This is a genomic window from Acinetobacter sp. WC-743, assembly GCF_000335555.1.
Classification (GTDB): domain Bacteria; phylum Pseudomonadota; class Gammaproteobacteria; order Pseudomonadales; family Moraxellaceae; genus Acinetobacter; species Acinetobacter bereziniae.
The window spans coordinates 16,060-34,968 of sequence record NZ_AMFQ01000060.1; the positions used below are offsets into that span (position 1 = coordinate 16,060).

The following is an 18,909-nucleotide window of genomic DNA, read 5'->3' on the forward strand; positions in this document are numbered from 1 at the left end:
CTTATTATTTTCTATTTTTTTTAAGATGCCATTTCAAATAACACACCTTCAGCTTGGTCACTAAAACGTGCTTCAACTTTGGTGATTGGGGCTGTATCAGAACGAATCCATGCTTTATGGGTTAAACTGATGGTCATATTGTCTGTATCAATGAATACCGTTTCAGTGATCATTGGAAACGGAACTACTCCACCACTTTCAAAAAACATCACAATAAAGGGACGGTGCCCTAAAAAATCAACTTTTAAATAACCTTTATTTGAATCTTCTGGTTTGGTTAAATTCCAAAGTTCTAAACGGGCATTGGGGTAAAAAAATTCAATTTGCTGATCTTTAGGTGCACCATTCCAATACGCATAGTCTGTATCCTGAGGTGGGTAAGGATGTTGCTCTTCTAACCATTTTTCATCATAAGTGCCTGCTAGTGCAATTCGAGGAGACCATGATCGTCCCAAAAATCCAAAACCTGCAGGTTGATAAGGATATTGATCACTCACCTTGTCCATGATCTTTGCTGTAAGTGTGGTCTTTTTAGGATGCTTAACAATTGCAGGCTTCGGCTGACGTTGCATGTGATACTCAATACGTGGGGCTGCAATTGTTTTAAAGTTTTCGATTTTTTCATCTTTTTTACGATAAGAATTTACCTTTTCACACGCATCGAAATAACCATCTTCAACCCAACCTCGCCCAAGTGGATTGGTAAAACACATCTCATTATATAAAGTGGTACCTGTGCCATCACTTCTTTTATTTAAATGATGATGCCCTCCAAAAGCATAATCCCAACGTATAGGCAGTTGTGTAAACGGTTTTATTGATGTTCGTTTCCATCCAGGCATCAAAGTGTTTTGTTTAAACTCACTTTCACCCAGCACACTTAAGGTTTTTTCAAGTTGAGTAATATATTTCCGATGTTGTTGTTGCTTTAACGCGCGTTGATAAATTTCCTGATCTTTTTGCCATTGTCTTTTTTGTGATTCAGTCAAAGACATTAAAGGATTTAAAGGTATAGGTTCTTGAGGTTTGTCAATTTCCGACAGCGGTTCTGGGTAGCTGATTTTTAAGCGTACTGCAATTGCTGTCATTTCCTTAGCTTCAGGCGTATATGCATTGCCATTTAAAATAACATCACAAAAAGGTTTATAAGGGGCTAAATCACTCTCGACTTTTACACTACTGTGTCCAACTTCCCCCCAAAACTCATCAGCAAGACATAATGGTACAGAACCATCTGTGATTAACTCTAAACTCCACTGATCATTGCCATTTCGAACAATCTTGTAACTCACTTTCATGACCACAATTTGATGTTCTTCTTTATTTGGATCTGCTGCACTATAAAGTAATGCAGGAAATGGTGTTTGATTTTCTAATTCCACTTTAAATTCTCAATATAAAAATATAAATATTTAAAATATCCACTTTCTGATTTATCAAATCAAATATTTGAAACTATATAGATCAATTAATATCAACATCATTGCCATTAATTTGTACCAAAGTTTCACCTTCAATTAAAATCTTAACGCCTGAAATTGTGATCGTTCCATCAGACTTCAATACTAAACTTGCGGAGCCCACCTGCAATTCAAATTTATCTGCAACATCAATATTATAACTATTTCCTACACTGACATTTTTTGCCAAACCCACTTGTTCAAATTGTGCTAAGCCAACAGCTGTATTCATCGCACCAGCAACAGTTAAAGCGTGCCCTGCACCTACTGTCACAGCATAAGCAGCACCTACATTTAAAGCTTTAGCAACGGCAACACTTTCAACTTTATTTAAACCCACATTGACTGTTTGATTTTGTCCTACTGAAGTCGATTGATTCTGAGCCACTGAAACTGACTGATTTTGTGAAATATTGGCATTTTCATTTGCAACAACAGTTTTGGTACGGTTTTGCTGGATGGTGATGGTTTCGTTACCTGTTACGGTTTCTGTACGATTTGCTCCAATATTAATAGTCTCATTACTTCCAACGGTTTCCGTACGATTTACACCAATGCTAATCGTTTCATTATTTCCAACCGTTTCTGTACGATCAGCGCCAATGCTAACCGTTTCATTGCTACCGATAGTTTTGGAGCGATCCACACCGACAGAGTGAGATTCGTTATTTTCAACCTCAATTCGTTGGTCTTTTTCTGCGTGAATCCAGACTTCCTCGGCACCTTTTTTATCTTCAAAGCGAATCGCATTAGCATTATCAATCGTCGCTCCTGTGGACGAACGTGAAAGAATACCAGACTGTGTTGCATTATTCGGAAGATCCCAAGGTGGTAAATTATCTTCGTTATAAACACTTCCCGTAATAATCGGTCGGTCAGGGTTACCCTCTAAGAATTGCACAATAACCTCTTGTCCTATCCGAGGAATAGAAACCATACCAAAATTACTGCCCGCCCAAGCCGTAGCTACACGCACCCAAGCAGATGATTCTTCATTCTTTTTGCCTAAACGATCCCAATGGAATTGGACTTTAACACGACCATACTTGTCGGTATAAATCTCTTCACCTAATGGTCCTACTACAATCGCTGTTTGTAATCCATAAATTCGAGTCATTTGACTATTTAAATAAAGTATAGGCTTCCAAGGAACATCTCGTTGAATGCATGTCATTTCACAGCGATATTGCGCAGTTTCACGCTCTGTTTCGAATAAATAATTATTTCCTGCGCTGTGCTGAATACCTGTCACCAAATATTCTTTTTCTTCACCTCCGGTCCGAGATAGCTTAAACCAATGACCAATCTCGGCATAAGCATCATTGGCAACCATAAACTTCTGATTATTCAACGCAAAATCAGCTTGGCTTCTTGACACCAAATCGTTTTTACCTTGATCAAAGTCTTTAAACCCATATGCGCCTGAATATGTATAGTTTTCTAAATCCGTGAGTTGGTCTGGTGCATGAGACGAACTAAATTCAGCCTGTAAAGGATCGGGTGATTTAAAATCAAAGCTGCTCGCTGTATATTTGCTAAAACTCATTTGTGATTGATCAGCAATTGAAATGACGCCTACACCAGTATTATGTGCTTCATTACCTCTCCAAATGAGTTCTTGGTTTTGATTTTGAATCGAGTTTGTAGTTGTGGATTGATCAATAATATGCAACGTATGACCATCTTTACGGTGTTCATACCAATAAATCCACCCAGCCGCTTCCCATTGACGTTGCAAATAGTTGTAATCACTTTCATTAAACTGAACAGAAAAAGTTGTTTCAGGATCTTCACCACGAATATTCCAAGCAACATCGTGATTAATACATTTTTCAAAAAGCCTAGAACTTCTATCCTTTAATGTTTTTTCTTGGAATATCTGACAATCTTGACGATACTTTAAAAATGCTAACCACGGTTTAAGCACCATTTCATATCTGACATATGCGCCGTCATTCTTTAAAAATTTAAAGCTAAAGATATAACCATTAAAAAAACGTGAAGAACCATCGAAACGCTTCATTTCGACAGTTGCCATTTTTCCGATCATTTCTTTGAGTGGGATGTCTATACTATCCGCAAGAATTTCTATTTTGAACTCAAAATCTTGATTAAAATTTTCTGTCGCAACAATATGGTTGGCAACCATTTGATTTGCGAAAGGCACATTATTATCAGGAAAACTTAGTTTTAACATTCTGTTTTGTTGCTGAATTGAAGCAACAAGTTGTTCCATCTTTTTTGTGTAACTCATAATATTCTTCTAAATATACAAATAAAAATTTTTAAGCTTACTTTAAGAAATATAAAAGAATCATTGATGTCTTTGCGTTTATTTTTGTAGTTTATGCTGTTACCTTAATTTATATAAAATATAAACATATGAAATTCATATAAATTTTAGAATTATTTAATTCGTATCAAAAAATACTACGTCACTTACCACCAAGCGATGCATGCTGTACATTTGATTGTTATAAACTTATTTGCTTGTCCACACGTCAATCAATTATTAAATAAGGGGCTAAATACTTTCGCCCTCAATTATTTCTGTAAAAAATCATGCCTGTTTACTTTTCTCCAAATATTTAAAAAATGCAGGTGTAACGATTGGCTTTACTTGACGTGCAGTAATCGCTTGCTGACATTCCGAACAGACCAAAATCGCAGTAAATTGATGCCCACATGTTGTATGTTCAAGTGCCATTGGTGCACCTAAGCCTTCATCCATCCACTTATCTGCCCATGTCACCATCGTTAATAAAATTGGATAAAGCTCTAAGCCTTTCTCAGTTAAACGATATTCAAAACGCTCTTGTCGTTCAACATATGGAACTTTGGTAAGTATGCCATGCTCAACCAAACGCTTTAAACGTTCAGCAAGCACATGTCGGGTTACACCTAAATTTGCTTGAAAATCATCAAAACGACGCATTCCCATAAATGCATTACGAAGAATAAGCATCGTCCAACGATCGCCCAAAACTGACAATGTGCGCGCAATTGAACATGGTTGATTGCCTATTTCTTCCCACTTCATACAAACGTCCAGATAAGCTATTAGCATCTAAAATTACTTTATGTATACTATGAAAGAAACATGATAATAAAGATAGTATATTTAATGAGAATATTTTTTTCTTTGAGTTAATTTTAATGAGCAAAATTTTTATCCTCCCCCATTACGTTATAAAGCATACACTATAACTAAATGATCAATTGCCTATCGATGATGATGCAGCTCAATGATGATTGAATAAAAACAATACATGTTATTCAATATTAAAATCGCAGGATACCTCAAAGAGTTAAATGCAATAAAAGCCCAATATTGGGCTTTTATTGCATGTTTCATGTTTACTTATTGAGCAATTTGTCGATTACACCAAATTTCTTAAAAATACTGGCACGACGTTTTGGATAAATATTGGCTTTATTCAAATCACCTTTATAGTGGTCAAATACACGTTTATCCATGATCTTGAACCACCAAGCAGGGATCAAGGCTGGCAATAACATACTTGCATAACCACTTGGTAACTCAGGTGCTTCATCAAAATGACGTAATGCCTGGAATGGACGTGTAGGATAAGCATGATGATCTGAATGACGCTGCAACTGATACAGGAACAAATTCGTCACAATATTATTATTATTCCAACTGTGTTCAGGCATGGTACGTTCATATTTACCTTTTTCATCCTTTTGACGCAATAAACCATAGTGTTCGATATAGTTAATAATCTCAAACAGACCAATACTATATGCAGATTGCGTAGCCAAGTATGGCAAAATTCCTTTACCAAACAACCCCACCATTGACGAATGGAATGCTGCAGTCATGCCCCAACCTTGCAACAACTCATTGTCTTTACACCAAAATCCAAGCCCTTTTCGTTTAAGGCGGTTGGTTTCGATTTCAATTGCAGACTTAAATGATCCAATGACTGTTCGAGGTAAAAACTCATAAAAAGTTTCACCCATTTGTGAAGATGCAGGGTCTTCTGGAGTTGCTGCACGCTTATGGTGTCCATATGGATGCTCAATCCGGAAATGATTATAACCAGATGGAACTAATGCCAAGTGTGACAAAATATGATCTATACGATCATGCTTATGACTGAGTTCATGCGCTGTATTGATGGCGATACCATTAATCGCCCCCATCGAAATACCCAAGAGTATCTTATCAAGCAATGAAGTCTGCTTACGACCAACCAAATAGCATGCATACACATTTGCTGCATATTGAATCGGAATAAAAGATTTAACTAATCGAGAATAATAAGGGTCTTGTTCAAGTAATTTTACATCTTCAGCAGTTGGATTGTTTTGATCTTTACCAATCAAGGAGTCGATGGCTGGAATAATCACATGCAAGACAATCGGACCACCCAGTGCAAACACTTTTTTAAGTGGCTTAGGTGCAACATGATAGCCCGCTAAAATCCCTAAACCAATCACTGGCAAAGATGGACTAATCATCCAAAGGTAACGCTTCTTATCAAGTGCCAAACCTGACTTTGGTTTTATGTCCAGCAATTGCTGTTCAGTCAGTTGAACTGGTGCATTCATGGCTGTATCTTCCCTATCTTTCTACTTATCTATATATTTAAATAAAGATCACTTGAAAGACAGTTGTAAGCGTCCATAAAACCTATGAAAAAGTCTTTGGCATCTTCAACATAGAGATTGTCCTTTACGCACATGTTTTAATGACATCAAACCTTTTTATTATTTGAAAATAGGAAATTTAAACCATACTTATGGATGCTTTAAGTAAAATTTTTGATGATATTCATCTCAACCATTCAGAATATATTTATCTTCAAGCGCAAGGGGATTGGTCATTTCAAAGCCCTAAACAAGAAGCTGTCATTGCACATATTGTCTTATATGGTCACGCTTATTTAGAGTTTTCCCCATCGATGCATGTCACCTTACACACAGGTGATATGTTTTTAATTCCTGCAGGTTTAGCCCACACCGTAAAAAATCAGCCCAATACACAACTGGTCGAAAACTTAAATATTGAATCTCTGTTTGATGGACTTAGACAGGATGCCATTGAATTTGGTCAGGGAAGCTCGGAAAAAACTTTAATACTTACTGTCCGATGCCATATGAATGCCATTATGGCACGCCCATTAATTAATGCACTCCCTCCCTTTCTACACATTCAAAATGCGCTGAGTGATGAAGCACCTGAGTGGCTTAAAATTGGACTTTATTTTGTATCCGCTGAAACGCGTAGAACTGTCGCAGGCAAGAATAAGATCATGGATCATGTGGTCAGCATTTTAATGATTGAGTCTGTACGAGATTACATTGAGCAAATGCAAGATCATAATAACTGGTTGAATGCTTTGATTCATCCTGAACTATCAAATGCCTTGGCAGCCATCCATAGCCAACCCCAACATAACTGGACTGTTGAAAGTTTAGCTGAAACCTGTTGTATGTCCCGCTCAAAATTTGCCAGCCTGTTTAACCAAATTATTGGCGAGACACCATTGGCTTATTTACAACAACATCGTTTACGTCTTGCCAGTCAGCTGCTTAAACAAGGTCAACTCTCTATTCAACAAATTGCCCATCAAGTGGGCTATTCTTCCGAAACCGCATTCAGTCAAGCATTCAAAAAACAATTTGAGCTTAGCCCGAGTCAATACCGCAATCAACTCTAAAACTTTACGAGACAGTTCCAGAATACATAATCCAATAAAAAAAAGCGCCGAAGCGCTTTTTTTTATTGGATGTTTTCTCAATTATTTAATCTTAGCTTGAGATTTTAAATAACGAGAATAATCATCAAGCAATTGTTCCCCACGGAATTTTTGGTACATTTGAGTCAACTGCTGAACTTCAGCAGGATTCATTTGGGCAATATCTACTTTTTTCACATTGGCAACCGCTACAACAACCAATTCATCAGGTAACTTCGCAGTAGTCACAGACCACATACCTGCTTTGGGTACAGGTTGACTAAATGCAGCACGCTCAATTTCGCGTTTAAGTCCCTGTGAACGCGTAAATGTTCCTGCATGTACAAAATTAGATTGGTATTTCGCTGTCACTGCTTGTGCAGGTAACTTTTTAAAATCTTCAATCATTGCATTTAATTTTGCGTGTGCTGCATCAAATGCTTTTTGTTCAATCAACTGTGCTTTTACACGCGCTGTTGCCTGAGCCAGAGGTTGAGTGCCCGCTGGGTAGTATTTACGAACTTTTATCCATACCACATCACCATTGGCAGTTTGTATATTACCTGAAGCTGATGTATTGCCGTTTTTAATATCTTCAGCAAATAATTTCGTTTTAACCGCAGGATCTGCTAAAACTGGATTAGTTGTCGCTAAATTCACATTCTTCGCTGATTGGACCTGTACTGTTTTCACTGCTTGTGCCACAACATCAAGCGAGTCGCTATTCACAACCTGGTCATTTAAACTATTTACAGTATCAGAGAAGTAATTTGCAGATTTGTTTTTCAGCACTTCGGCTGTTAATTCTGCTTTTTTGCTTTCCAATGATGGAATTGTTCCAGCGGGTGTATTGACTTCAATAATATGATAGCCGAACTCTGTTTTTACAGGTTTCGCCACTTGACCATTCGCAGTTGAAGCCACAGCTTTATCAAAATCAGCACCAAACACACCTGGAGCATAGGCTGCAAGTGCACCACCTTTTGCTTTAGAATCTGGATCTTCAGAATATTGTGCAGCCGCTTGAGCAAAAGTCATACCTGCTTGAATTTTTGCATAAACCTCATTCGCCAAAGTTGCAGCTTGCTCAGGACTACGTGAATCCGTTGTAATCAGGATGTGTTTTACATCATGCTTTAAATTTTGCTTATATTTTTCTACAAATTGCGCATAGGCTTGATTTAAATCCGCATCAGACACCGCAGCATTTGGTTGAGTCAATGTCGCAGGACTAAGCACAACATAATCAACATCTACAGCCGCAACCTGTTTAAATTTATTGAGATGTTTGTTGTAATAATCCGCAATTTCTTGATTCGTCACTTTAACATTCGCTTTATAATCATCCAGCTTCACACTCGATAAAAATAATTCACGTTGTTCAGATTGAAGATTAGCAATTTGTTGAATATCAGATTTACTAATCAAAGCATTATCTGAAATCGTTGAACTCAGAATACTCAATGCAAAATCTTGACGAATATTTTGAATAAATGCCTGACTGGTTAAGCCTTGTGAACGTAAATAATTCGCATATAGATTATTTGAAAATTTACCATTTTCCTGAAAAGCAGGAATCTGTGCAATTTTCTGTTCAATCTGAGTATCGCTTAAAGTCACACCTAATTTATCTGCCTGTTGTCTTAGAAGACTTTGACTGATCAGATAATCAAGTGCTTTATTTGCAATAAATTCTTTATTCAACAGTGACTCGTCCCCATGCACACTAGGATTTGCCAATAATTGATCCGTATAGCTTTTGGTGACCGTTTCTAACTCTTTTTTAGAAATATCTTGACCATTAACAGTTTTAGCGACATCTGCTTTTTGCCCACCACTGAAATAACCTTCAATACCGACCACGGCAAATGGCGCTAAAAATAACACAAGGAGAACTTTACCAAACCAGCCCCTTATGAGAGTGCGAAACGATTCCATGAGTATTCCAATATTATATTTCGTAAGGATTCTAACTGAAATTGTGAAATGAATGAACGAGCAATCACTGATAATTTAATTTTATTTCATAAAAAACGCGCCACGAGGGCGCGCTTTCGATAAGCTCAGATTAAGCTACTGAGTCTTTTAAGCCTTTACCAGCTTTAAAGCTAGGTACTTTGCTTGCTTTAATCTGAAGCTCTTCACCAGTTTTAGGGTTACGACCAGTACGTGCAGCGCGGTCTTTAACACTAAAAGTACCAAAGCCTACTAAAGTCACTGTGTCGCCTTTTTTAAGCGCTTCACCAATTGAAGCAATAGTCGCATCTAATGCTTTACCTGCATCAGACTTTGACAATCCCCCTTTTTCTGCAATCGCATCGATTAATTCTGATTTATTCATGAAGATTACGTCCTCTTATTTCGTTTGTTTAAGTTCCAAGGCTGTAGATCAAAGGCCATGACGACTTTATAGCAATGCTTTGGGGGGAAACGCAAGACTCCAAACACGCTTTTCTCAAAAATTACGACTAAAAATGAGTTTTTTTTTTGATTCACCCCAATTATTTCATTTTTTGAGCAACTGCTCGCGTAAGTTTTGGTTCTCTTCTACTAAGGCATCCACCTTGTGATGTAATTGCATTATTAAGTTCTCTAGGTGCTGAAGATCCTTTGCAGTGACCAAACCAATTCGATTAAGCGAATGATTTACGCCATGATCGAGAAGCTTTTCTACCTTGTCCTTAGTTTCTGTGACAGACTCTTTAGTTTTCTCCGACACTTTGTTCACTGTTTGATCAGTAACTTCAACCGTTTTTGATTCAAGCTCTTCTCCAACTTTGACTAAAGAGTCAAATAACTTATTGCCTTCTTCTTCAGCACGCGAAAAAGCCCCCAACCCGGCCAACCAAATCTGTTTTGTATATTTTCTAAAATCCAATGCTGATTTTTTATGATGTCTAGGTTTTGTATGTGATTCATGCTGTTCATTTTGGTCTTCCTGAAGACCGAATTGTTCTTTATTGCTCTTTTTCATATCCTGCTCCATTTGCCCAAAACTCCAGCTTTTAATGACCTATATGACCAAATTATGTAGAAAATATATCTATAATATCAAATAAAACTATTGAACCTTTTGCTAAACTGTTCTACAAAAGCAAAGTAATTGTTTAATGTTAAGGAACACTTGCCAATTCAACAATGGTCATTCAATTATTTTTTTTATATGATTGTTGAAATAATGTGTTTCATATCACGGATGAAATTGTTTCAAAGTTATTTTAGAGATCGGATTCTCAATTTGTTATAGGAATGTTTTATGAATGAATCGCAACAAAAGCAAGGTCACTCTCGTTTGTTGCTAAACATTGTCATGATTATCTTGGAAACCATTTATTCTTTTGTATTAAAACATGATCGTGTTGTTCGCTTACAAGCTAAAAAATTTGTCGAACAGCAAATGACCATCAAGATAAATAGTTACATTCCTTATTTTGATTTCTATATTCAATTTACAGACCGTGGCATTTTGTTTGACTTGCAAGCGCCAGAAAAACCTGTCGATCTTTCTGTGAGTAGCACATTAATTGATTTAATTCAGATTTTTGTTTTTGCCAATCGCCGTAGTATGAAAAAAATGCGTTTGGAAGGCAGTGATATGGTGAAAGATCAATTTCGAGATCTGGTCATTCATTTAACTGCACCCAAACTCTTGTCCGATTGGAAACAGTGGTTAACTCATCCTGATGATGACAGTCAGACACGTGCATCAAAAAAACGTATTGCACCCTTACTTGAAAAAATTGATCAGCAACGCTCAAAGATCAACACCCTTCAGGTTGAGGTAAAGCAATACCAAAATCGAGTTCGACGCCTACAGCAAAATCAACAGCGTTTATATACGGCTTTAGGTGTAATAGGCTTTCTATTTGTTGCACTAATCATGTATAATTTATGGCAAATATTCATGTAAAATATTTTATTAGATTTCATCCTTATAACAATAATAATTAATTCTGACTAATTTAGTCAGAATTAATCTTAAAAATACTTGACTAATTTAGTCAGGATTCATAAAATTCATACATCTAGTCTAAAACATGTGTATCGAATCATGCGCCTAACTACTCGCGGTCGCTATGCAGTGACTGCACTACTCGACCTAGCATTGCAGCCTACTGAACAAACGATTACGCTTGCAGAAATTGCAGCCCGCCAAACGATCTCTGTCGCTTATCTTGAACAATTGTTCGCTAAATTAAAGCGTCATGGCTTAGTTTCAAGTGTTCGTGGCGCGAATGGTGGCTATCACTTAGCGCGTCATGCTGAAGAAATTACTGTCTTAGAAATTATTGAAGCTGTAAATGAAACTGTGGATGCAACTCGTTGTGATCATAAAGGCAATTGCCAAAATGGTGCGATGTGTTTAACTCACGATTTATGGCAAGAACTCTCTCTCCATATTGCCGATTATTTAGCTAAAATCACCCTTGCCGATTTAGTCGCACGCGACAATGTACAAACCGTTGCAGTTCGCCAAAATTCAGCACCACATGATTCAGCCCTTTTATCGGTTACAGGTATTTGACATGAAACGTCCGATTTATCTTGACTATGCAGCAACTACGCCTGTTGATCCTCAAGTAGCAGAACGCATGATGGAGTGTTTAACCTTTGATGGTACCTTCGGAAATGCAGCTTCTCGCTCTCATGCTTATGGATGGCAAGCTGAAGAAAAAGTTGAATATGCACGTGAACAAGTCGCAAATTTAGTTAAAGCTGATCCACGAGAAATCGTATGGACATCAGGTGCTACTGAATCTGATAACCTTGCGCTAAAAGGTATTGCTCAATTTTATGGTTCGAAAGGCAAACATATCATTACTAGTAAAATTGAACATAAAGCAATTTTAGATACCTGCCGTGAATTGGAAGAAGAAGGTTTTGAGATTACTTATCTTGAACCAGAACCTAGAACAGGTTTAATTACGCCAGAAATGGTTCAAGCTGCACTTCGTCCAGACACCATTCTTGTTTCATTAATGATGGTGAATAATGAAATCGGTACAGTAACTGATGTTGCTGCGATTGGTGAACTTACTCGCGCCAACAAAACTTACTTCCATGTAGATGCTGCGCAAGCTGCTGGTAAAGTTGAAATTGATCTTTCAACCATGAAAGTAGACTTGATGAGCTTCTCTGGTCATAAAGTTTATGGACCTAAAGGTATCGGTGCATTATTTGTACGTCGTAGCCCTCGCGTACGTCTTAAAGCACAAATTCACGGTGGTGGTCATGAACGTGGTATGCGTTCAGGCACACTTGCTACTCACCAGATTGTGGGTATGGGTGAAGCATTTGAACTTGCAGGTAAAAACTTACATGCAGAACAAGCGCGCTTACGTGTACTTCGTGACAAGCTTTGGAATGGTTTACAAGATTTAGAACAAGTGTTCTTAAATGGTCACCCTGAATATAACGTTGCAAACTACTTAAATGTAAGTTTCAACTTTGTTGAAGGCGAATCATTGATGATGGCATTGAAAGATGTTGCGGTTTCATCAGGTTCAGCATGTACATCTGCAACACTTGAACCATCTTATGTGCTTCGCGCACTTGGTCTTTCTGATGAATTGGCGCATAGCTCAATTCGTTTCAGCTTCGGTCATTATACGACTGAAGAAGACATTGACCATGTGATTAAAATTTCTAAAGCTGCTGTAGAGAAATTACGTGAACTTTCTCCGCTTTGGGATATGTACAAAGAAGGTATCGACTTAAATTCAGTTGAATGGGCTGAACACTAAGTTTCTAAAATCAAACACGGCATTTTATTGAAAATCAGTGAAATGCCACCATATTAGACTGTAGCAATACATATTATCAACGCTGACCCCGAGGTTTGGAGAAGCATCATGGCTTATAGTGAAAAAGTAATTGATCATTACGAAAACCCTCGTAATGTTGGTGTTTTGGATAAAAATGCAGAAAATGTTGGTACAGGTATGGTGGGTGCACCTGCATGTGGCGATGTGATGCGTTTACAAATCCAAGTAAATGACAATGGTGTGATCGAAGAAGCACGCTTTAAGACTTATGGTTGTGGCTCTGCAATTGCATCCAGCTCATTAGTCACCGAATGGTTAAAAGGTAAAACTTTAGACGAAGCACAAGCGATTAAAAATATTGATATCGCAACTGAACTTGCTCTTCCTCCTGTAAAAGTGCACTGTTCTGTACTTGCAGAAGATGCAATCAAAGCTGCTGTTGAAGATTACCGTAACAAGAAAACTAAAGCTTAATATCTGTTGCTTAAGTTTTTACAGATAATTTTTTAATGGAGTTTTCATGATCAATTTAACTGAAAATGCTGCAACTCATATCAGCAATTACTTAAAGAATCGCGGTAAGGGTGAAGGTATTCGTCTTGGTGTGAAAACTTCAGGCTGTTCTGGTTTGGCATATGTACTTGAGTTTGTTGATGATATCGATGAACACGATCAAATTTTTGAACAGTTTGGTGTTAAAGTTTTTGTAGACCCTAAAAGCTTGGTGTATCTCGATGGCATGGAAATGGACTATGTAAAAAATGGTCTCAATGAAGGTTTCGAGTTTAATAACCCCAATAAAAAAGGTGAATGTGGTTGTGGTGAATCTTTCACTGTATAATCACCCTGCACTTTTTTCATGTTAAAACAGTGTCTTGCACTGTTTTAATCATATTTAATTACCCTGTTTTCTTGTAAAACATCGTGGATGAGTATCTCCCATGAGTCATTTTGAGTTGTTCGATCTCCCTGAAGCACTCGATATTGATTTAGCAACATTAAAAGCTAATTTCTTAAACTTGCAACAGCAATATCATCCAGATAAATCGGATGATAAAGACAAAGCTTTAATTAAATCGAGTGAGATTAATCAAGCGTATAAAGCCCTATCTCATGTAGATAGCCGTGCAGCATATTTACTTTCACTCAAAAAGCAAGATCATCACTTAGATCAATCCATTAATGATTTTGAATTTTTGCAGTCTGCCCTCGAAATTCGTGAACAACTCGATGAAGCAACCGATACAGAACAGTTGCATTCTCTCAAAAAAGAAGTGCAACAATGGATCGAGGGCTTAGTCCGGGAATTCAAAATTGATTTTGAAGAAGAAGACTGGGCTGAAGCACGTGATACTGTGCGAAAATTGCGTTTTTTCCAAAAAGTCATGAATGATATTGATAAAGCCGAAGATCAACTTCTTGATGATGAAGATTTTAGCTTAGATGATGATTTCTAACTTTTAATTTTAACTACATGTTGAACATGACTTTGTTTTTTAGCTTTTATTTTAAGGATGTAACAAATGGCACTCTTGCAAATTGCTGAACCAGGACAATCAAGTGCGCCACACGAACACCGTATTGCCATTGGAATAGACTTAGGTACAACGCATTCGTTGGTTGCTACAGTACTTTCAGGCAAAGCCAAAGTACTGAATGATGAACAAGGTCGTGTGTTACTTCCCTCTATTGTGCATTACTCTAAAAACTCAACAGAATACGGTGATGCAGCAAAACCATTCATCACAACTGATCCTAAAAATACGATCGTTTCTGTAAAACGTTTTATGGGGCGTTCAAAAGCTGATATTAAATTTCAACATCCGCATACTTTAACAGGTGCTGATAATGAAATGCCAACTTTTGAAACCACACAAGGTCGAAAAACACCTGTAGAAATCTCAGCTGAAATTTTAAAGCAACTCAAAGATCGTGCTGAAAAGAGTCTAAGTAATCCTGTAAATGGTGCTGTCATTACAGTTCCTGCATATTTCGATGAAGCTCAGCGCCAAGCAACACGTGATGCAGCAGAATTGGCGGGGCTGAATGTATTACGCTTATTAAACGAACCTACTGCGGCAGCCGTAGCCTATGGTTTAGATCAAGACACCAACCTTGCAACAGATCGTAATTACGTCATCTACGATTTAGGTGGCGGTACTTTTGACGTTTCTATCTTACGTTTCTCGCAAGGTGTTTTTGAAGTTTTAGCCACAGGCGGTCATACCGCACTCGGCGGCGATGATTTAGATCGTTTGATTGTGAAATGGGCAAAAAAACAACTTAATATTGAGACTTTGGATGATGCAGAATATGCACATTTCATAGTTTCTGCACGCAAAGCCAAAGAAGCCTTGAGTGATGCAGAATCTGTTGATATAAAAGTACTGACACACCATCTTACACTAGATCGCGCAACCTTCGAACAAATTATCCAAGTAGCACTTGATAAAACAATAAGTGTATGTAAACGCGTAATGCGCGATGCAAAGCTTACACTTGATGATATTCAAAATGTGGTACTTGTAGGTGGCTCTACTCGTTCTTATGCTGTTCAAAAAGCTGTTCGTGAAGTATTTAACCAAGAACCACTGTGTACAATTAATCCTGATGAAGTCGTGGCTATCGGAGCGTCTATCACGGCGAATCAACTGATTGGTAATTCAAAAGATGGTTCATTACTGCTCGATGTAACCCCTCTTTCACTGGGTCTTGAAACCATGGGTGGGCTGGTTGAGCGTCTAATTTCTCGCAATACGGCAATCCCTGTAGCACGCCGTCAAGAATTCACGACCTATCAAGATGGTCAAACTGCCATGTTGATTCATGTTGTTCAAGGTGAACGTGATTTGGTCGAGCACTGTCGTAGCTTAGGGCGCTTTGTATTACACGGTATTCCACCTATGACCGCTGGTCAGGCGCGTATAGAAGTGACATTCCAAGTTGATGCCGATGGTTTACTTTCCGTGTCTGCAAAAGAAACCACTTCTGGTGTTCATGCCAAGATTGACATCAAACCTTCTTACGGTCTTTCAGAAGCAGATACGGAACGCCTTTTAATTGATGGTTATAAGTTCGCTGAAGAAGACAAGCATTTACGTCACTTGAATGAAACAAAGGTTGAGGCTCGTCGTGAACTCGAGGCATTAGAACAAGCATTGAAAGTGGACAGCAAATTACTCGATCCTGAACAATTACAAGGATTAAATCTTGCAGCTGAACATTTAAAAGCACAGCTTGAAACAGACGATATCAAATCTATCGAACATGCTGTTGAGCAATTAAAAATTCATAGTGATGCTTTTGCTGCAGAGCGAATGAATCAGCATATCGATCAAGCGCTCAAAGGCACCAAACTTGATGACTGGTCAAACTCAAACTAATTTTTAAGGTAAAGACTATGCCACGTATTAAAGTACTACCTCATGCAACAATTTGTCCAAATGGTGCTGAGTTTGAAGTTGAACCAAATGCCAATCTTTGCCAAAGCTTATTAAGCAATGGTATTAAAATTGAACATGCCTGCGATATGTCTAAGGCATGTACAACATGTCATGTCATTGTACGCAAAGGTTTTGATGCACTTGAAGAAATGGATGATATTGAAGCGGATTTACTTGATCGTGCTTGGGGCTTAGAACCTGACTCACGACTTTCTTGCCAAGTTAAAATCACGGATGAAGATATGGAAGTTGAAATTCCTAAATACACCATTAACCATGCTTCTGAAAACCACTAAATAATTTTTAAAAGTGCTGAATAAAAAGCAAATAAAAACCACTCAACATGAGTGGTTTTTATTTGCTTTTACTTATTGCTCAGTCTTTAAGTGATAACAACAGACTTAAATGTTCAATGTAAAATTTTAAACCTGCCTAGCGAATTTCATCTTCAGCATTTAGTCTTGCAACACCTTGCGCATTGGTCAGTCGCTGCTGAACTTTAATACGATCGACCATTTTTTCAAGTACTTCAACCAGCTCTGGATACTCAAAGTTTTGCACTTCTTCTAAATTAAGCACCAAATGAAAACCTTTATATTCATAGTCAAACCATTGCTGATTTTCATTTTTACTGGCTGAGTATTTCTCCATGACCTGCCAAGTTCTCACTTTACCTTGAATACCTTTTAATTCAATTGGTGATTTTGGCGCACAGAGATAATCATTTTTAATCAATTTATAGGTTTCATCTGAAACAAGAATTTCATCAATATCCGCAGCGTACTGTAAACGCGCTGCCAAATTTGCATCGCGACCAACAATCGTATAAGCCATACGATGTACAGCACCGTAATTTCCAACGTGACAATAGCCTGTACTTACCCCCATACGGATATGCAATGGCGCATAGCCCATTTTCACCCAACGTTCACGTAGAAACTTCATTTGCTGTCGCATGGCAATTGCCATATCGATGCAGTTTTTAGCATCCTGTTCCACACCTTGTGAATCTGGATCACCAAAGAAAATCAGAATCGCATCGCCCATGAATTTATCAATGGTCGCACCATATTGCTTGGCAATTTCAGTCATATGACTAAGATAATCATTGAGTACAAATGCCAAATCATCAGGAATTAATGTTTCTGATAACTCAGTAAAGCCCTGAATATCTGAAAAGAAAACAGTGATCTTTTTACGTTTATATTCAATTTTCGCTTCGGTATCGCCACGCATGATCGCTTGCCAAAGCTGCAATGGAGCATAGCGACTGAGTTGATTTGACAACTCAATGTAGCGATTCATTTCATTAAAATAGGTATTTTTTTTGATTTCTACACTTTTAATACGACGATTTTGATAATAATTACCGATATTAACAAACAAAATAATTCCAATAAAAGACAGCACAGAAAGTTCAGGGCTGGTTTGTTGGAAATAATCGTAAAAGCCAAAAATGAAAATAATATTGGTATAGAAAACAATGAAAGCAATCAAGATAGCCAAAGAAGCCATCATGAAAGAAATTTTACTGTTGATGGCGGTATAGATCAGCGCAAATAAAAGTACAAAAGAAACAACTAGACTTAAATGTACTGCTGCTAATGCTGTCGAAACAACAATAACATCCACCAAAAAATAGATATTTTTACGGATTTTTGAGCCGTATGAATATTCCAGCCATCGAGAAAATTTGGGGCTGGCTAAGAAAATAAAACCAATAAAAAAGGGAACATAGAACTGATAGTTAGCAACAGGAGAAGTAAAATAATAAATGATAACAAGCAGTGCAATAATCAAATATCCCATAAAGCGCTGGAATATTTCAAATTGCTTAGGCTCTTTATCTAACATACGTTCAAATGGCAAAATATTTTACCTCGAATGTCATTTTATTAAACACTTCCCTTGTGCTGTTTTAAAAACTTAGTCCATACGCCAATCAAACGGCATATCACCTTGACCACGCAATGCCAACATTAATGTCTGACGCATATGTGCCAACACTTCATTGGTATATGGAACAGCTTGTAAACCAAATACAGGCTTAGGCCAAGCTACATCATTTTGATAACGCACGACATGATGAAAATGCAATTGTGGGACCATATTACCCAATGCAGCCACATTCATCTTGTCAGCGCGGAAAACACGTGACAGTTGACTAGATAACCAGCTCGACTCACGCAAAAACTGTTCTTGATCAGCTTGACTCAATTCATATAATTCAGTGATACCAGGTACACGTGGAATAAGAATTAACCACGGAAATTGCATATCATTCATTAAACGACATGTTGAAAGCGGAAAGTCGCCTACAAAAAAAGTATCTTGAGCAAGTTGTGGATGCAAACTAAACATATCTTTATAAATGACGCAAAATTAAAAGGATGGCTAATACTAACACATCGGTTTTCGTGTGAATATTGGTTATCTCGTGTTTCGGTACAAATAAACACAGTTTGCTTTGAACCTGATCACAATTACACTTTATAGAATCATTGTTTTTTTTCAAGATCATCTCTGAAAAAAAACA

The 18,909-nt window shown here is 37.5% G+C and carries 18 protein-coding genes; 9 read left to right on the top strand and 9 right to left on the bottom strand.

Annotated features, from left to right (window positions below; translation table 11 throughout):
• Positions 1 to 20 precede the first annotated feature (20 nt).
• From ACINWC743_RS07455 to ACINWC743_RS07470, 4 genes are all read right to left on the bottom strand, one after another.
• A complete protein-coding gene (locus tag ACINWC743_RS07455; RefSeq protein ID WP_009584985.1) occupies positions 21 to 1,382 on the bottom strand; it encodes a DUF2169 family type VI secretion system accessory protein in 1,362 nt (453 codons plus the stop codon).
• An 82-nt stretch (positions 1,383 to 1,464) separates the two neighbouring features.
• Positions 1,465 to 3,714: a type VI secretion system Vgr family protein gene (locus ACINWC743_RS07460; protein WP_035300622.1), complete on the bottom strand. Its 2,250-nt coding sequence runs from the start codon at positions 3,712 to 3,714 to the stop codon at positions 1,465 to 1,467.
• A 306-nt stretch (positions 3,715 to 4,020) separates the two neighbouring features.
• Positions 4,021 to 4,500, bottom strand: coding sequence for a winged helix-turn-helix transcriptional regulator (locus ACINWC743_RS07465; protein ID WP_004830878.1), 480 nt, complete (start codon positions 4,498 to 4,500; stop codon positions 4,021 to 4,023).
• Positions 4,501 to 4,817: 317 nt separating this feature from the next.
• Entirely contained in the window at positions 4,818 to 6,035 is a 1,218-nt protein-coding gene (locus ACINWC743_RS07470; protein WP_009584976.1) for an alkane 1-monooxygenase, read from the bottom strand.
• 191 nt (positions 6,036 to 6,226) lie between these two features.
• Between ACINWC743_RS07470 and ACINWC743_RS07475 the strand changes: the two genes are divergently transcribed.
• On the top strand, positions 6,227 to 7,147 hold the full coding sequence (locus tag ACINWC743_RS07475; RefSeq protein WP_004830880.1) for an AraC family transcriptional regulator: 921 nt from the start codon (positions 6,227 to 6,229) through the stop codon (positions 7,145 to 7,147).
• A gap of 81 nt (positions 7,148 to 7,228) precedes the next feature.
• On the opposite strand, the gene ACINWC743_RS07480 is transcribed toward ACINWC743_RS07475, so the two are convergent.
• The 3 genes from ACINWC743_RS07480 to ACINWC743_RS07490 form a co-directional block, all read right to left on the bottom strand.
• Positions 7,229 to 9,103 (bottom strand): SurA N-terminal domain-containing protein, encoded by a 1,875-nt coding sequence (locus ACINWC743_RS07480; RefSeq protein ID WP_035300627.1) that lies wholly within the window; start codon positions 9,101 to 9,103, stop codon positions 7,229 to 7,231.
• A 130-nt stretch (positions 9,104 to 9,233) separates the two neighbouring features.
• Complete coding sequence (locus ACINWC743_RS07485; protein WP_004720620.1) at positions 9,234 to 9,506, bottom strand: HU family DNA-binding protein; 273 nt, start codon at positions 9,504 to 9,506, stop codon at positions 9,234 to 9,236.
• Positions 9,507 to 9,671: 165 nt separating this feature from the next.
• Positions 9,672 to 10,151: a phasin family protein gene (locus tag ACINWC743_RS07490; protein WP_009585000.1), complete on the bottom strand. Its 480-nt coding sequence runs from the start codon at positions 10,149 to 10,151 to the stop codon at positions 9,672 to 9,674.
• 270 nt (positions 10,152 to 10,421) lie between these two features.
• Here ACINWC743_RS07490 and ACINWC743_RS07495 point away from each other — a divergent pair, with 270 nt between their 5' ends.
• The 8 genes from ACINWC743_RS07495 (at position 10,422) to fdx (ending at position 16,669) form a co-directional block, all read left to right on the top strand.
• A complete protein-coding gene (locus ACINWC743_RS07495) occupies positions 10,422 to 11,075 on the top strand; it encodes a hypothetical protein (protein ID WP_004830883.1) in 654 nt (217 codons plus the stop codon).
• Positions 11,076 to 11,216: 141 nt separating this feature from the next.
• Positions 11,217 to 11,690, top strand: a complete 474-nt coding sequence (locus ACINWC743_RS07500) for an Rrf2 family transcriptional regulator (RefSeq protein ID WP_004830884.1) — start codon at positions 11,217 to 11,219, stop codon at positions 11,688 to 11,690.
• Between the two features lies 1 nt (position 11,691).
• Complete coding sequence (locus tag ACINWC743_RS07505; protein WP_004830885.1) at positions 11,692 to 12,909, top strand: IscS subfamily cysteine desulfurase; 1,218 nt, start codon at positions 11,692 to 11,694, stop codon at positions 12,907 to 12,909.
• Between the two features lie 108 nt (positions 12,910 to 13,017).
• Positions 13,018 to 13,404: a Fe-S cluster assembly scaffold IscU gene (gene iscU, locus ACINWC743_RS07510; RefSeq protein ID WP_004830886.1), complete on the top strand. Its 387-nt coding sequence runs from the start codon at positions 13,018 to 13,020 to the stop codon at positions 13,402 to 13,404.
• A gap of 46 nt (positions 13,405 to 13,450) precedes the next feature.
• The gene (iscA, locus tag ACINWC743_RS07515; RefSeq protein ID WP_004830887.1) at positions 13,451 to 13,771 is read left to right on the top strand and encodes an iron-sulfur cluster assembly protein IscA; all 321 of its coding nucleotides are present in this window, start codon (positions 13,451 to 13,453) and stop codon (positions 13,769 to 13,771) included.
• Between the two features lie 100 nt (positions 13,772 to 13,871).
• A complete protein-coding gene (gene hscB / locus ACINWC743_RS07520; RefSeq protein ID WP_009584991.1) occupies positions 13,872 to 14,387 on the top strand; it encodes a Fe-S protein assembly co-chaperone HscB in 516 nt (171 codons plus the stop codon).
• A gap of 66 nt (positions 14,388 to 14,453) precedes the next feature.
• The gene (gene hscA / locus ACINWC743_RS07525; RefSeq protein ID WP_009584987.1) at positions 14,454 to 16,313 is read left to right on the top strand and encodes a Fe-S protein assembly chaperone HscA; all 1,860 of its coding nucleotides are present in this window, start codon (positions 14,454 to 14,456) and stop codon (positions 16,311 to 16,313) included.
• A gap of 17 nt (positions 16,314 to 16,330) precedes the next feature.
• Positions 16,331 to 16,669 (top strand): ISC system 2Fe-2S type ferredoxin, encoded by a 339-nt coding sequence (fdx, locus tag ACINWC743_RS07530; RefSeq protein WP_004830890.1) that lies wholly within the window; start codon positions 16,331 to 16,333, stop codon positions 16,667 to 16,669.
• Positions 16,670 to 16,805: 136 nt separating this feature from the next.
• Here fdx and ACINWC743_RS07535 read toward each other — a convergent pair whose 3' ends face one another.
• Together ACINWC743_RS07535 and ACINWC743_RS07540 are read right to left on the bottom strand one after the other, a co-directional pair.
• On the bottom strand, positions 16,806 to 18,242 hold the full coding sequence (locus ACINWC743_RS07535; RefSeq protein WP_004830892.1) for an adenylate/guanylate cyclase domain-containing protein: 1,437 nt from the start codon (positions 18,240 to 18,242) through the stop codon (positions 16,806 to 16,808).
• Positions 18,243 to 18,299: 57 nt separating this feature from the next.
• Positions 18,300 to 18,734 carry an HIT domain-containing protein gene (locus ACINWC743_RS07540; RefSeq protein WP_004830893.1) on the bottom strand — a complete coding sequence of 145 codons (435 nt, stop codon included), beginning with the start codon at positions 18,732 to 18,734 and terminating at the stop codon, positions 18,300 to 18,302.
• Positions 18,735 to 18,909: the final 175 nt, after the last annotated feature.